This window comes from Algoriphagus confluentis (assembly GCF_036245625.1).
In the GTDB taxonomy this organism is placed as follows: Bacteria; Bacteroidota; Bacteroidia; order Cytophagales; family Cyclobacteriaceae; genus Algoriphagus; species Algoriphagus confluentis.
In genome coordinates, this window is the sequence record NZ_BTPD01000006.1 from 208,664 (window position 1) to 224,283 (window position 15,620).

At 44.1% G+C, this 15,620-nt stretch carries 12 protein-coding genes; all 12 read left to right on the top strand.

The features are described 5' to 3' along the window. Positions 1–2: 2 nt before the first annotated feature. The 12 genes from AAA943_RS10775 (at position 3) to AAA943_RS10830 (ending at position 15,584) form a co-directional block, all read left to right on the top strand. Positions 3–2,438, top strand: coding sequence for a GumC family protein (locus AAA943_RS10775; RefSeq protein ID WP_338224252.1), 2,436 nt, complete (start codon positions 3–5; stop codon positions 2,436–2,438). Between the two features lie 36 nt (positions 2,439–2,474). Further along, a complete protein-coding gene (locus AAA943_RS10780) occupies positions 2,475–3,707 on the top strand; it encodes a glycosyltransferase (RefSeq protein ID WP_338224253.1) in 1,233 nt (410 codons plus the stop codon). Continuing rightward, a complete protein-coding gene (locus AAA943_RS10785; protein ID WP_338224254.1) occupies positions 3,694–4,845 on the top strand; it encodes a glycosyltransferase family 4 protein in 1,152 nt (383 codons plus the stop codon). The genes AAA943_RS10780 and AAA943_RS10785 overlap by 14 nt, the downstream gene beginning before the upstream one ends. A 309-nt stretch (positions 4,846–5,154) precedes the next feature. Beyond that, positions 5,155–6,276, top strand: coding sequence for an O-antigen ligase family protein (locus AAA943_RS10790; RefSeq protein WP_338224255.1), 1,122 nt, complete (start codon positions 5,155–5,157; stop codon positions 6,274–6,276). 2 nt (positions 6,277–6,278) lie between these two features. After that, positions 6,279–7,214: a glycosyltransferase family 2 protein gene (locus AAA943_RS10795; protein WP_338224256.1), complete on the top strand. Its 936-nt coding sequence runs from the start codon at positions 6,279–6,281 to the stop codon at positions 7,212–7,214. Further along, complete coding sequence (locus AAA943_RS10800; RefSeq protein ID WP_338224257.1) at positions 7,215–8,351, top strand: glycosyltransferase family 4 protein; 1,137 nt, start codon at positions 7,215–7,217, stop codon at positions 8,349–8,351. 18 nt (positions 8,352–8,369) lie between these two features. Next, complete coding sequence (locus tag AAA943_RS10805) at positions 8,370–9,566, top strand: glycosyltransferase family 4 protein (protein ID WP_338224258.1); 1,197 nt, start codon at positions 8,370–8,372, stop codon at positions 9,564–9,566. 216 nt (positions 9,567–9,782) lie between these two features. Beyond that, positions 9,783–10,877, top strand: a complete 1,095-nt coding sequence (locus AAA943_RS10810; protein ID WP_338224259.1) for a glycosyltransferase family 4 protein — start codon at positions 9,783–9,785, stop codon at positions 10,875–10,877. 19 nt (positions 10,878–10,896) lie between these two features. After that, a complete protein-coding gene (locus tag AAA943_RS10815) occupies positions 10,897–11,619 on the top strand; it encodes a WecB/TagA/CpsF family glycosyltransferase (protein WP_338224260.1) in 723 nt (240 codons plus the stop codon). 215 nt (positions 11,620–11,834) lie between these two features. Continuing rightward, entirely contained in the window at positions 11,835–13,196 is a 1,362-nt protein-coding gene (locus AAA943_RS10820) for an oligosaccharide flippase family protein (RefSeq protein ID WP_338224261.1), read from the top strand. Further along, the gene (locus AAA943_RS10825) at positions 13,193–14,377 is read left to right on the top strand and encodes a glycosyltransferase family 4 protein (protein ID WP_338224262.1); all 1,185 of its coding nucleotides are present in this window, start codon (positions 13,193–13,195) and stop codon (positions 14,375–14,377) included. The genes AAA943_RS10820 and AAA943_RS10825 overlap by 4 nt, the downstream gene beginning before the upstream one ends. After that, a complete protein-coding gene (locus tag AAA943_RS10830; RefSeq protein ID WP_338224263.1) occupies positions 14,367–15,584 on the top strand; it encodes a glycosyltransferase family protein in 1,218 nt (405 codons plus the stop codon). The genes AAA943_RS10825 and AAA943_RS10830 overlap by 11 nt, the downstream gene beginning before the upstream one ends. The last annotated feature ends 36 nt before the right edge of the window (positions 15,585–15,620 follow it).

A 15,620-nucleotide genomic window follows, 5' to 3' on the forward strand; every position in this document is an offset into this window, starting at 1 on the left:
TAATGTCAACCAATCAGAATAATATTCCATTCAATTATCCGGTTTTTTCTGTTTCCAAATCCAAGGAAGAGTTTGATCTCAGGGCGATAATTCTTACTTACCTGAAATATTGGAAGTGGTTTGTCATCAGCGTAGGTGCATGCTTGGCTTTCGCTTTTCTTTTTAATAAATACACGGTTCCGGTCTATGTAGTGAATGGAACGGTGGTTCTCAACGAAGAAAAACCTGACATCACCGCTGATCTGTTCAGCTCCGCTGGACTGGTCAACAATAAGGTCAATATCCAAAATGAAATTTGGATCCTCAAGTCTTATTTTTTGGCAGAAGAAGCGTTGAAAAACCTCAACTTCAATGTCACCTATTACCGGGTGGGGACTTTTCAAAAGAGTCAGATTTATGGCAATACCCCCGTCTTGATCGAAGTGGACTGGAATCATGCCCAGATTGTAGGGGGCATGTTCAAAATAAAAGTGCTGGAAAATAACAAGTTCCTACTCGAACTGGAGGAAGAGGGCATTTCTGTATATAATCCTTCTGACCCATTCTACAATACGAGCATTGCCGATCAAACGGTATTTGACGGAGAATATGCTTTCGACTCTCTGATTGTCAATGACTTCAGCAAAATCACAATCAAGAATGCCGGTGCACTTCCCGGTGAGGAGATTTTTTTCTCGGTATCTGATACTCCTTCCCTTGCTCTTCAGCTTGCCAATGACCTCTCCGTTCAGCTCGTGGACGAAAAATCATCCATCCTTTCGCTTTCCTTGCAGACAACCATCAGAAAAAAGGGAGAAAACTATCTGAACAACCTGATGGATGCGTATCTCGAAAGGGAGCTTGCTGAAAAAAACAGAGCCTCTGATGCCACCATTTTGTTTATCCAAAACCAACTCAGCGGAATTACCGACTCACTTACCTTCTTTGAAAACAGGTTGCAGCAATACCGAACTGACAACAAAATATTTAACCTCAGTGAAGAAGGGTCTAGAGTCTATGACAACCTGCTCGTTCTGGAAAACGACCGAGCCAAAGCTGAAATATCTCTCAGGTATTACAACCAGTTGAGAGATTACCTTGATAGAGAGGACTTTGATGCCTTGATGGCTCCTGCCATCGCAGATTTGGATAACAACCTCCTGACTACGCTTGTTGGAAACCTCATTGAACTTCAGGCAGATAAGACGAGGCTTACTGCCAATTTTAAAGATGAAAACCCTGCTGTTCAGGAAATAAACAGGAGAATCGAAAATACCAGAAAAGTCCTCTCCGAAAATGTGAACTCCGCCATCGCCAACATCAGAGCGAATATTGCCCAGTTGACAGAGCGGATCAATACCATCGATAAGGAAATCAATCAATTGCCTGAAACAGAGAGAAGGTTGTTGGGAATCCAGCGCCAGTTTCAGATCAATGAATCCATTTACGTTTATCTTCAGGAGAAGCTGTACGAGGCCCAAATTACCAAAGCCTCCAATTTCCCTAAAAATTCCATCCTAAATGGTGCTAGATCCAGCTTGAGTCCCGTATTCCCCAAAAAGTCCCTCAATCTGATCATTGGCTTATTTATAGGTTTGGCCGTCCCTTTCCTAATCATCACGACCAAAAATTACTTCAACAATAAAGTAGACGATCCGAGGTTCCTGGAGAAGCATCAGGACATTCCCTTCCTGGGAATAATCGGAAAGGCAAGCCTGGACCATGCCAGAGTGGTACTTGAAAACCCCAAGTCAGGGGTGACCGAGTCATTCAGATCCCTCCGATCCGATATGTCTTACTTGGTTCCGGAGAAAAACAAAGTGGTGATTCTCTTCACTTCATCCATCTCCGGGGAAGGTAAAACCTTCTGCGCCATCAACATGGCTTCCGTGTATGCGCTTTCCGGGAAAAAAGTAATTCTTCTCGGTCTTGATTTGAGAAAACCTAAGATTGCCCAAGACTTCGGGCTGGAAAACAACGTGGGTATCAGTACCATCTTGAGTAAGGAATTGGACTGGAGAGAGGCTGTCAAAAGCAGTGGGTATGAGAATTTGGATATCCTGCTCTCAGGTGCTATTCCTCCAAACCCAGCCGAATTGATCCTTCAGGACTCCTTCACCCAAATGATGGCCGAAATCAAGGAGAGCTACGACATCGTAATCATGGACTGCCCTCCGGTGGGATTGGTTTCCGAAACCAAGGAGCTCTTTAAATATTCAGACATCAATATCTTCGTATTCAGGCATAAGTATTCCGACAAGTCCAACATCAAGGTGGTGGAAAGCTTAAGGGAAAAAGAAGAAATCAAAAAGATCTATACCATTCTGAATGATTTCCAGGTGGATCATCGCTACGGCTATGGCTACGGTTACGGCTATGGCTATGGCTACGGCAAAGACTATGGATATTATCAGGAGGATAAAGCAGGGCCAATCAGCAGACTTTTAAAGAAAAAATAAACTATCTTAAAAGCTATCTGAAGTTTAAGAAAAGTTTTGGCTAAAGTATTAATTATTTCTCCCTCCTTCGCCCCTCAAGCATTCGTAGGTGGTGTTCGTACCACCATGTTTGCGAAATACCTGACGCACTTGGGTTGGGAAGTTTGGGTTTTGACTCGGATTATTCCTGCAGCGGATGAAGTAACCAATTCCGGGCTTCAGGTGACGCTTCCTGATTTCTTGGAGAAGAAAATTATCCGGATTCAGAGTCCCAATGAACAGGAGTATTTGGCAAAAAGAAGCTTCAAAACCAAAATACGGGACTTCTTTTCCCCTGAATATTCCTCACCTCCTGGTTTTTTGGATCAAGCCCTGCCCATAGGAATGGACCTGATTCAAAGGGAAAAATTCGATGTAATTCTGTCCTCTGCTCCCGATCAATGGGGCATTACCTTAGGGCATATCCTGGCCAAATCTTTGAAATGTCGATTTGTGGTCGATTTCAGAGATATCTTTGAGCAGGAAATTTTCGAAAAAAGGTCGCTGCAGGAAAATATTCACCGAAGGAGAATGCTGAGAAAGCGAAATAGAACCGCCAACCAAGCAGACTTGATTACTACCGTGTCCCTGTTTCATCAAAAAGTCCTCCAGCAAAAATTCGGGATCAAGACTGCTGTCATCTACAACGGATACGATCACGAGCTTTTCTTTCCCTTCAATTTGAAGCCAAATGACTCCTGCTTTAGGATTTCATACCTGGGAAGAATCCTGAGCGAGTGGTATCATAATCCAAAATTGCTTTTCCAAGCTTTGGATGAAATAGGAAGTGAATCCCAGCTCAGTCCGGAAGACCTTCAGGTCAATTTCTATGGGGTGGAAAAAAGTAAATTGGAAAAACACCTCACGGAGAAAAACAAAAAATTCATTGCTTTCCATCCTCGGGTGGCCACCTTGGAAGTACCCCGAATAATGAATGAAAGCCAGGCTCTTTTGCTGATAACCAACAAAGAGCGCCATGGAGTCATGACCACCAAATTCTTTGAATATACCGGAGTCAAAAAACCTGTTCTCTGCATTCCCGGAGATGGTTCCGAACTTCAGGATTTGATTGATTCCCAAGGGTTTGGTACAACGGTGGATTCCGTGGAAGAACTGAAAAAGTATATCTACACCAGTGTGGAGGCCTTCCGATCCGGAACATGGCCCAATCATCTTTCCACCGATCCGGAATTTTTTACACGAAAAAATCAGACCCAGATTCTCTCATTCCATTTAAATGAACTTGTCTAGGAGCCGAAAAAAAGTGGGCATTGGCATCCCTTGCCTCTTGATTGGAGGTACGGAAATCCAGACGGTCCACCTGGTAAATGCCCTCATTCAAGAGGGCTACGGGCTTACCGTGGTTTGTTATTTCGAATATGATCCTTGGATTGTAAACAAGTTGGAGGACTTGGGGGCTGAAGTGGTCCTCTTAAAGTGGACTAGAGGGATTCCTCCTTTCCGGTTTATCAATTCTCTTTCCAAAGAACTCAAAAAATACGCTTTCGATATTTTTCATGTGCAGTATGTGGCTCCGGGAGCCTTACCCATCTTAGCTGCCCGATTGGCCAAAATCAAAAAGGTATTGGCCACAGTGCATCAGCCCAAAACCAAGTCTCATGGACGATTTGCGGGACTTATCCTGAAAACGGCCGCCAGGTTTTGTGATTCTTTCCTGGCTGTGTCCAAGAGCACAGAGAAGTCCTGGTTTGGCTCTGTCCAATTGATGGATTCCAACTTTCATGCAGAAAAAATCCCGGCTCATTGCACAGTTTACAATACCCTCGACACGGATTGGATGGATCAGCAGCTGTCCAGTCGACCGGATCAACCCATTTCGACGGTTAGGCCATTTAGAATCGGAACAGTATCCAGACTCAACTATGTAAAAGGTATAGACATCCTCATTCGGGCATTTCAGCTGATGGATGAAAAGAAAAAGCTTCAGGCAGAGTTGGTGATTTATGGGGAAGGCGAGGAGGAAGCCCGATTGAAAAAAATGGTAGCTGATTTTGGGCTGAAAAACCAAGTGCATTTCAAAGGAAAATTGAATCCCTCAGAGGTAATTTACCAAACCGCTCAGCTGGACTTGGTGGTGGTTCCTTCCAGATTCGAAGCATTCGGATTGTTTGCTGCTGAAGCCATGTACCTGGGTAAACCGGTCATCGCTTCCGAATCCTTCGGGCTGCTGGAAGTGATTCAGCAGGGAGAAACAGGTATGTTATTCCCTGTGGAGCAGGTAGAGAAATTAGCCCAAGCGATGGAATGCCTTTTGGAAAATCCTGATTTGAGAATTTCATTGGGCCAAAAAGGGAAAATTTCCGTCAAAGAAAAGTTTGGCTTCCACTCTTTTCAACAAAATATTGCCAAGCTCTACCGCTTACTCTGAGGGAATCATCAAATTCTAGTACCTTGCGAAAAAATTCCGGATTGGCTTTCTTTGCTGGTCCAGGATCAAAAATGGATGGATGCTACAAGCACTGACTCCAAGGAAGAAAGCAGAAGATTTGGATTGGCATAGATCGGTGCCCAAGTGAATTTGTCGAAAGGAAAAAATAACGATCAGGCAAGCTGGATCTTTAGTTTTTAATCAGTAATGGAACAGATTATTACATTCTTTAGTATACGAACCGAAATTCCCGACAAGAATTTCAAGGTTTTTTTCAATACGCTTTTCTTTTGTTCCTTCCTGCCCTACATGAACTCCATCATTCCGGTGCTACCGGGTTTGTTTTTTGGATTCAACTGGACCGGAATTGCTTGGATTATCTGCCTCATGATGATGATCTACCTGATTTTCAACATGACTGACCGGCCTTTATTCCCCTTGGTCAATTGGATTTTCTGGGTGATTTATTTGATTTTGGCGCTCTCGGTAGACTTCTCTGTCATTGGATTGCAGCTGACCATTCAGTACGTATTACCAATCCTGGTTGGGATAGTGGCTTCTTCCTTTACTTACTCCTGGCCTAAGCTCTTTTGGGCATTCCAGCAGTTTGCCAGATTGATTATTGTAGTATTCTTGGTTTTTGCTGTCTACAAGGCCCTGACAGGGTATTCTCCTCATATGGCGTCCACCCCTATGCTGTTGTATGTGATGGCAACCTTGTCTTTGGGGGCATACTATGTGCTTCAGCAAAAGAAATACTTGATTATTTTTCTGATTCTCTTTTTAATGCCCTTCCTGTCGGTGACCCGAATGGCAATTTTGGTATTTGTGACCTCTTTCGTCGTTCATTTTTCCAATCGAAGTATATCCTCCAAAATTCCCTATGCCTTTTTGGGGGCGGTACTTTTTGCTATTGTATTTACTTCTGAGTCCTTCCAGAAAAAGACATTTTACGATGGTAAAGGAGAAATCAGCGACCTCTCCCTGAACTATTATGAAAGCAATAGTGGACTCAATACCAATGGAAGAACAGCCTGGCAGGTAGGTTTGGAACCGGGTCTGGAAAAAAATCCAATCTTCGGCAACGGCCCCAGGTCTGATAATGCGGTCTTGAGCGAATTAGCCGGAGAAGATAATGCCGAAGCGCACAACGATTACCTTTCCGTTAGGTACAATTACGGATGGTTGGGTCTATTGTGCCTGTTAGGGGGATTCGCTTCCACTTTTTTTCAATTGTTGAAAGTCTACCTTCAGGACAACATTCCCCTCTTTTCCATCATGATTGGCTCTACGCTGACCTTGTTTGTGGGATTCTTGTTCTTCATGTATTCAGATAATATTCTCAAATACACCATTTTCTTCCCCAATTATTTTTTCGCAATGATTGGAATCACTTATTCAGTTAGCCGAAGGGGATTAGCCTATTTATAAAGATGAAGATTTCTTTGATCATTCCACTTTTTAACAAGGAGAGTACCATCATTCATACCTTGGAATCGGTGTTCAATCAGCTGGAACGTCCCGATGAAATCATTGTCGTGGATGACGGCAGCAGCGACTCCTCCAAGGAGATGGTTCTAAGTCTAAACCATCCCTTGGTCAAATTGATTTCCCAACCCAATCAAGGGGTCTCTGCAGCCCGAAACAGAGGTGTGGAGGAGGCTTCCTACGAATGGGTCACCTTTCTGGATGCTGATGACCAATGGGATGAGGAGTTTTTGAAGGAGATCAGACTTCTCAATAGACTGTTTCCAAATGAAAAAGTATTGGCCACATCCTATACCTTTTATTATCCCTCCGGCAGGACAGAATTGGCCATTCTAAACCATATCCGGTTCAAAGAAAGCCAAGGCGTGGTAGAAAACTACTTTGAAGTAGCAGCCGCATCCCATCCCCCGATCAACTCCTCCGCCATTGCCATGCAAAAACAGGCCCTCAGGGAAGTGGGTGGATTTCCGGTGGGAATCAAATCGGGCGAGGATTTAATCACTTGGACTCGCTTGATGCTTCGCCATCAATTGGCCTATTCCACAAGGCCTTTAGGGAAGTATATTTTCCATGTGGCCAATCAGGGCGTCACCTCCATCCGGGAGACAGACCATGACCCGGTGGGCAAAGAAATGTTGGAGCTCTTGCCCATGGCACAGCGGGTAGGAAAAGTAGGCTACAGCCGATACTTGGGAAGATGGCTGAAAAGTAAAGGAATTCTGTTACTGGAAGTGGGGAAAAACGCCAACGCAAGGAAGAAGTTTCTCCAGGCTTACCCTTACTCAGGGGAAAGATTCAAATTGATTGTTCTTTTAGGGATATCCATTCTGCCTGTCGCTTTTTCAAAAAAAATTATTTCTAAAATCTATCAACCCGCTTAAATGAAAGTTCTTTGGGTCAATCCTTCTTTTTTAGATTACCGAGTTCCACTTTATCAGGAGTTAAATTCCAAATTGGAAGGAGATTTTCATGTTTTGTTTTCCAAGAATAGAATCCCGGAGCGGGTCATTTCCAAAGTGGAAAAGGCATTAGGACCCAATGCACATGGCCTACAGGGAGAAAAATACCTCAAACTGGGAAAGCAGGGGGAGTTTTCCAATGAAGGTCTTCAGATTCCCTACCAAAAAGGCCTCTTTAGGGCCATGAAAAAAATCAAACCGGATATCATTATCGCAGAAGGGTTTTTTCAGTGGACACCTACAGCCACCCTTTATGCCAAGCTTTTCAGCATCCCCTTTTGGATCGCCTACGAGCGGACCCACCACACGGAGAGAAACTGTCCCTTTTGGAGAAAAAAATACAGAATCCTGGTCAATAATTTTGTCACCGGCTACTTGGCCAATGGAAGCCTGACCTCGGCTTACCTCGAGGCTGAAATCAATTCGGGAAGCAGGCCCATCATCAAAGGATGCATGTCTGCAGACAGTGCTACGCTTTCAGAAAGAGTCCATCAGATTGCCAAGGCAGACAAAAAAGAGCCTGGCCAAGGATTGAATTTTCTTTTTGTCGGTCAGTTTATCCATAGAAAAGGCCTATTGGAATTGTGTGAAGCATGGGTGCTGCATACCCAGACCTTCCCTGAAGATATCCTGACCCTGATTGGGGATGGAGAATTGATGGATGTGGTCAGAAGCCATTACTCCAATATTTCTTCCATTCATATCCAAGGTCTTGTGGATTACGACCAAATTCACCTTTATTACGCTTCGGCAGATGTTTTTGTAATGCCTACCTTAGAAGATAATTGGAGCTTGGTGGTGCCGGAAGCGATGGCTTGCGGCTTACCTGTGGCGACCACGCTTTACAATGGCTGCTATCCCGAACTGGTACAGGATGGGGTAAACGGAAAAGTCTTTGATTCTTTGGACAAAAGTTCCATTACCGAAATGCTTGCCTATTTTCATGAACAGAATTTGGATAGGATGGGGGCGGCTTCCAAAGCCATCGAGGCGGAATATTCCCCCCAAAAAGTAGCCAACAGAATTGCAAGTGGAATTCTCGCTCTCTCCAAGAGCTAAATTGACTGAATCTAAGGCATGCATATAGTATTTGTTTCCAGGGAATATCATGACTCAAAAAGGGGAGGAGGTATCGCTACCTACCTCTACGATTTGATTACCCTGATCCTGGAAGAAGGACATCAAGTCACCTTAATTACAGCTTCTGACGATACCCGGGAGGAGTCCGTGGAAAAGAAGGACAACTTCACCAAGATCAATCTCTCCGGGGGGGATTTTGTGATTCCCCAAGTGGAATCCGGCTTCCTTACTTTCAAGAAATTCCGCATCTTTTTCAGATTTTTTTCCTATCGGCTCAAAGTCCTGAAGGAAGTACTTAAACTGAAAAATGTGGATATAGTGGAGGTTTCTGAATTCGGCGCAGAATCTGCCTTTTTTAGAAAATTCGATTTCCCGGTCGTGTATCGTCTCCATACCTCCAGTTTGCTGGACCGGAGTACAGGTGGGGTTTTCCAGTTCAAGCCCGGCTTGATTCCCAATTTTTTCACCGGATATTTTGAGAAGAAAGTCCTGGCTCATGCCGAATACATCACCTCCTGCTCCTTGAGCTTGAAAGAGTGGACTTCCAAATACTTTTTGATTCCCAAGCAGAAAATCAAGGTTCTCTACAATCCCATCCATCTCAACAACTGGCATTTTGATCGGAAGGAGCAATCCCTTTCCACCATGAAAATTCTCTTCGTAGGCACAGTCTCTTACGAAAAAGGTGTGGGGGATCTGATAGAGGCCTGTAGAATCTTATTGAACAAAGGGATGAACCTCTCCCTGACCATTGCCGGCAAATTGGGCAATTATGGCTTGAGGATTCAGAAAGAGCTGGAGGAGGAAACTTGGTGTACTTTCTTGGGGCATATTGGAAAAAAAGAGTTAGCCAATGTGTATGAGTCGCATAGCGTGGCTGTTTTCCCTTCCCACTGGGAAGCCATGGGTTTGGTGGCCTTGGAAGCGATGTATTCGGGCGCCTTGGTGATCGGAAGTAGGGAAGGGGGAATGAGTGAAATCATTGAAGAGGGAAAATCCGGCTTTTTGGTTAATCCCAAAAACCCATCAGCTCTCGCAGAAAAAATAGAGGAAGTGGTAAATCTGCCTTTGGAAACAAAATTGCAAATTTCCAAGAACGCCATAGATCAGGTAGTCCATAGTTTCTCCGACAAAAAAATCGTTCCCAAATTTCTTTCCTACTACGAGGAAGTGATTAGGGATTTCAAGAAATGAGGGGCATGCCACACGCGCTCACATCCCTGACCCTGTCCCTTCAAAAAAGGACCTGCCGGGTAAAATGGGTATATATTCCCGTCAATTTTCATAGGAACAGCCCTAAGTATGCAGGTTGGGCGCATAGGGATTGATCTTGGACTTGGATTAATCATTTGCCGGAATTAGGTGAAGCGGTTTTATTGATCTACCTTTGCCACCCGGAACGGAAAATCAATGCAAAAAGCACTTTTTTTACTATCTATCCCGCCTCCTGTCCATGGTGCCTCGATGATGGGGCAGTACATCAAAGAAAGTCGATTGATCAATGAATCTTTCCAAATCACCTACATCAATCTGAATACCTCTACCACGGTAGATGAGATTGGCAAAAATGGACTGAAGAAGGTAGTAAAGATGGCAGCCTTGCTTGGTAAGGTAGTAAAAGTATTGTTGACCACCCGCCCTGATTTCACTTACATGACTCCTACTGCCGCCGGAGTCGGATTTTACAAGGACTGGCCTTTGGCCATGGCTTGCAAGCTTTTTTCCCGACAATTGATCGTCCATTATCACAACAAAGGCATCTCCGATTACCAAAACAAAACCCTGGATAATTGGCTGTACAAAATCTTTTTTAAGAAGACAAAAGTGATACTTTTGGCTAAAGAACTCTTCTCGGATGTACAGAAGTATGTAAAAAAAGAAGAGGTTTATTATTGCCCAAACGGAATTCCAAATCCGGGGTATTCCCGGTCTGAGAAAACAGAAAAAGAACCTTTGCAGGTACTTTTTCTTTCAAACTTGCTGAAGGAAAAAGGAGTTTATGATTTACTGGACGCGGTAAATCTGCTGAAAGAAAAGGGAGCGGTGTTTACTTGTATCCTTGTCGGAGGAGAAGGTGATATTTCCGAGGCGGCACTGTATCAGAAAATAAAAGACCTTCGTCTATCAGAAAATGTGCATTATCTAGGGAAAAAATACGGAATGGAGAAACTAAGTATCATCCAATCTTCAGATATTTTCGTATTTCCTACCTACTATAAGAAAGAATGTCTCCCCTTAGTGATTTTGGAGGCCATGTCCTTTGGCTTGCCGATTATTACCACCACGGAAGGAGGAATTCCTTCCCTAATCGAAAATGAAAGAAATGGGCTATTGGTTGAGGCAAAAAACCCTTATAAATTGTCTCTTGCAATACAAAAATTGCTTAATGACCAAGAATTGAGATCTTTGCTCGGGAATTCCGCAAAAATGGATTTTACGACTAAATTTACTCTTGAAAAGTTTGAAGGAGAGTTTCTGAACATGATGAAAAAAATTACCTCCTAACCTGCAGTAAACCCACGTAATGGAAATCAAGTTCAAAGATTACATTATTCATACCCAGTTACCCTCCTCTATCGAAGTAGGGAAAAAGTATATTATCAATACGATCAATCCTCATTCTTATTGTATCGCTGAGGAAGATGATGAATTTAAAAGTGCGCTGACTTCTTCGGATATCCTGATTCCCGACGGAGTGGGTATTGTGTGGGCTACCCGCTTTATGTATGGGGCAAAAATCCGGAAAATTTCAGGCTATGACCTGCACATGCATTTTTTGAATCTTCTGGATAAGGAGAAAGGAAAAGTATTCTACCTGGGATCTACAGGCAGCACCTTGACGAAAATTCAAAACCGACTGCAAAGAGAGTTTCCAAACATTGATTTTTATAGTTTTAGCCCTCCATTCAAGCCTGTTCTTGACAAAGAGGACAATCAACTCATCCATAAAATAATCAATGACATCAAGCCCAACATTCTCTTCGTGGGCATGACTGCTCCCAAGCAGGAAAAATGGGTTCACCAAAATAAAAGTTTCCTGGATGTGGATGTAATTTGCTCCATAGGTGCCGTATTCGACTTTTATTCAGGAAACATCAAAAGACCGGGCAAATTCTGGATCGACCTAGGCTTGGAATGGTTTCCCCGGCTGATTCAAGAACCCCGAAGGCTTTGGAAAAGAACATTTGTCTCCAGTCCAAAGTTTTTGATGCATTTGCTGATTTCCAAATTCTCAGCCTCTTCCTGAACGGATGGGCATAGCGGCTGAAACATAAATTTTCCTATTTTTTTGGTACTTCTCTTAAAATGCACCATCATGCTGTACGTAGTGCAAATTACCCTGGCTTCTTCTCCTTCTCCCTTTCCCAATCCAAGCTATAGCTTGCCAAAAAAAGGCATGATCCATTATGTTTAGATTTCCCCTTTCACCGAGTACTCACCCCTTTTGTAGTTCAGTAAATGATGGATAAGTGGATCAATAAGTTTCAGCGCTATCCCAAGATTTATGCGTTATTGACCAAAGCGTCTTCTTCCGAGATTTTTAGACGAATCCTTCGGGGATCTTTTTGGAATGCCATACTCAATTTTTTCAGCAAAGGAATTTCATTTGTCGGTACAGTCATCATCATCCGACTGATCGGAAAAGAGGCCTATGGGGAATTCGGTATGCTCAACAGCACCATCGCCATGTTTGGGATGTTTACCACCTTCAGCATTTCCCAAACGGCAACCAAGCACATCGCCGAATACCGGTCCAATAACAAACCCAGGGCTGGAAGAATTATCGGTTTGTCCTTCCTGTTTTCGGCAGCCCTGGGATTTTTGATTTTTCTGGTGCTTCAGGCTTCTGCGGGCTACCTGGCAACCACTTCCCTGGAAGCGCCCCACTTGGAAGGCAGTCTCCGTTTGATGGCCACAGGAATGCTCTTTGGCTCCTTGAATGGAGCTCAATATGGGGTCATCAATGGCCTGGAAGCTTTTAAGGAAAATTCATTTCTGGGAATAGTCCTGGGGATTTCCCTGACCTTGGTCAAAATCGGATTGACTTATGGGTATGGATTCAATGGGGCAGTTTTGGGAATGACGGTGGAGCCCCTGATTACCTATCTGGCCACGTTCTATCTGGTGCGAAAGCTGCTCTACCGCTCCAGCCTGCAGGTCCTATTCAAAGGTGCCCTCCAGGAGTCCAAAATCCTCTTCAACTACAGCCTTCCTTCCCTGCTCTCGGGCTTATTGATATTTCCGACCAATTGGTACACCATGTCCCTTTTGGCAACCAACAAGCAGGGAGGATACGATGATTTGGCTGATTTTAACGTAGCCAATCAGTGGTTTAATGTACTCATATTTATCACCTACATTCTGGTAAGTAGCTTTTTACCGATTTTTTCGGACCTCTGGGCCAGAGGAGAAATCAGAAAGGTGAACCAAATCGTAAAAAATGCCTCCTGGACCATTCTGGGAATTTTTATTCCCATCAGTATCATCTTCCTCATTTTTGGGGAGGATATCGCCAAAATATACGGGGCAGAATATGCCGGGGTCGGTCTCCTGATTTTTGTGTCGGTATTTACCCTGATTCCTCAGTCCTTAGCCATTGTCCTGAACAATGTGCTGGTCGCCACAGGTAGGCTGTGGACCAGTCTCCTGGTGTTTCTGGTCTGGAGCATCACCTTTATCGGATTCACCTTTGCCTTGTTGTCCTATTCTTCCATGGGATTGATTATGGCCCGTTTAATTGCATTTTTGTGCTATTTGGGGCTGCTCTTTTTCATTTACAAGACCTATTACCGAAAATCAGTCTTAAACCTGCAAAGAAGTTGAAAGTAGCTATCCTTACCTATGCCCTGAAAATAGGGGGTGTAGAGCGCGTGATCCTAAACCTGTACAAAGGACTGGAAAGCCAGGGTTACGAGCCTGTGGTCTATGAAATCATGGCCAAGGGGGAATGGAGTGACAAGTTCAAATCCATGGGCCTGCGCGTACACCGGATTTTGCCAAGACCCTGGGAAAGCAAAAAGAAGCACGCCCTTAGGATGCTGTCCCAAATCAAAGCTTATCCGCTGATCTTTTTGAATGATGTGCAATATGCCCATAGCATCCTGGGATTCCTTCCAAAAAGCTCCCGGGTATTTCCTATCATCCATGGCAACCTGGAGTCCATGCTGCGCAATGCCTCTTTCAATGGCAGCCAGATTCAAAAGATTATCTGCGTCAACCCGATTTTGGCCCAAAGATTAAACAAAGAATACGGGGTCAAACCCGAAAAACTTCACGTAATTCCCAATTGCTTGGATACCTCAGCCGATCAGGTGGTTTTTAGCCAAAAAAAGGATCGATTCATTTATTTGGGTCGTTTGAACGACTTTGAAAAAGGAGTGATGGATCTGCCGGAAATCATCCGCCTGATCCTACCCAGACTTCCCCTAGTCCAGCTGGATGTGTTTGGCTCGGGTACACACGAGGAACCCCTCAGGCAAAAAATCAAGGAGTATGGTTTGGAGAAAACCATCTCCCTGAAGGGAGAACTGCCACTCGAACAGGTCAATCCTACCTTGGCTCAATACAAATACTTGCTTTTTCCTTCCAAATTCGAAAGCGGCGCTTTGGTATTGAAAGAGGCCATGCTCAATGGTCTGATAGCTTTTGCCTACAGACTGGAAGGGCAGACTGATGACATCATCGCCCATGGGAAAAATGGATTTATGGCCGAGCCGGCACGGGTCACCGAGCTGGCAGCTCAAATTATCGAAGTACTGGAGCAGCCTGAAAGCCACTCATCCCTGAGCGAAAATGCCAGGCAAACCATCCTGGAAAGGTTTTCCCTGCAGGCCATGATGAATGAGTACCTTGCTGTCATTCGGGAAGGCTTGGAAGCTTCCGATCCGCAAAGGTCCCATCGCTTGGAGCCTGAAATCCTGGAAGAATTCCCGTCTCTTCCTTTATTCCTGATCAGACCATTGAGAAAGTCCCTGAGAGTATTGGGCTTATACCATGAAAAATAAGAGAATCCTGCTGTTAACCACTGCCTTTCCTCCTTTCGAATTTTCAGAAGGAATCGTCAACGCCAAGTTGGTATTGGCCTTGAAGTCCAGAGGACACGATGTGCAGGTGATTTCCAGGTCGGCTACCATTGCCTATGCTCATTCCTGGTCAGAATCATGGCTCCCAATCCAAAGTCAAACCCATTACCCGGCCCAAAATGAAGTCAATAAGCTGGCACTTCTCCTTCAAACCCTACAAGGCCTCCTGCGGTATGGCTATCCCGTCGAGGGAATTCGATGGGGACTACAAGCTGAAAAACTAGCCGCAAAACTACATCAGGAGAAGCCATTTGATCTGATCCTGTCCCGAATGCCCTCCCTTTTTCCCCATTTGCTGGGTGAGAAGTTGGCGTCTGCTTGGAAAATCCCTCTTATTTCAAATTGGAATGACCCAACCGATGATATCCGACCACTAGGTCATCAGGTTTCTAGGTTTCAGGCTTGGTTGATGAAGCGTATTTCCCGAAAAGTATTCCAATCTGCCAATGTCAACACCTTTCCATCTCAGGAGTTGATGGAGCATTTTCTCCTCACCAATCTCAAAGGTCTTCAGAGTAGGGTCGAAATTATTCCTCATATAGGTTTTAAACCCCAATTTACCCTCGACTATTCAAAGGGAAAGGTGGTAAAAATTGCCCATGCCGGTAACATGCTATCCAATATCAACTTGGATTTGTTACTTGCTGCTTTTCACAACATTGCCCAAAGAGGACTCGATTTCGAGTTTCATGTTTTCGGCATCGTCCAAGATCAACTTAGAGAAAAGCTTGACCAACTGGGGTTGAAGGAGAAAATAATTATCCAAACTCCCTTAGGTTATTCCGAAATGGTCAAAAAGTTGGTTGATTATGACTACCTCCTACTTTTGGAAGCCCAATACCCAAAGGGAATTCTCATGCTGAGCAAATTATCGGACTATGCTTCCTTGAGAAAGCCAATCATTGCCGTAGCACCGAAAATTGGAGTTACCGCATCTTATCTCGAGGGTGAACCCGGTTTTTATTTGATGGATAATACCAATCAAGAGGAAATTGAAAGAGGGCTCGAGACCCTTATCCGAAAATTTCCTGAGATTGATTCCCCTAGTCCAAGCAATAGACTTTGGGAAGCTGTCAATCCGGAAGCTATTGCAGACCGCTACGAAAGCTTATTTGAGAGTCTCGAATAGCTAAATATGATCTGGCTTGATTCTGAAAAATTAAAT

Coding starts and splice junctions, on each gene's coding strand:
- AAA943_RS10815 (WP_338224260.1), top strand. CDS start 10,897: ATGGAAATCAAGTTCAAAGATTACATTATTCATACCCAGTTACCCTCC.
- AAA943_RS10820 (WP_338224261.1), top strand. CDS start 11,835: ATGGATAAGTGGATCAATAAGTTTCAGCGCTATCCCAAGATTTATGCG.
- AAA943_RS10800 (WP_338224257.1), top strand. CDS start 7,215: ATGAAAGTTCTTTGGGTCAATCCTTCTTTTTTAGATTACCGAGTTCCA.
- AAA943_RS10785 (WP_338224254.1), top strand. CDS start 3,694: ATGAACTTGTCTAGGAGCCGAAAAAAAGTGGGCATTGGCATCCCTTGC.
- AAA943_RS10810 (WP_338224259.1), top strand. CDS start 9,783: ATGCAAAAAGCACTTTTTTTACTATCTATCCCGCCTCCTGTCCATGGT.
- AAA943_RS10790 (WP_338224255.1), top strand. CDS start 5,155: ATGAACTCCATCATTCCGGTGCTACCGGGTTTGTTTTTTGGATTCAAC.
- AAA943_RS10830 (WP_338224263.1), top strand. CDS start 14,367: ATGAAAAATAAGAGAATCCTGCTGTTAACCACTGCCTTTCCTCCTTTC.
- AAA943_RS10775 (WP_338224252.1), top strand. CDS start 3: ATGTCAACCAATCAGAATAATATTCCATTCAATTATCCGGTTTTTTCT.
- AAA943_RS10795 (WP_338224256.1), top strand. CDS start 6,279: ATGAAGATTTCTTTGATCATTCCACTTTTTAACAAGGAGAGTACCATC.
- AAA943_RS10805 (WP_338224258.1), top strand. CDS start 8,370: ATGCATATAGTATTTGTTTCCAGGGAATATCATGACTCAAAAAGGGGA.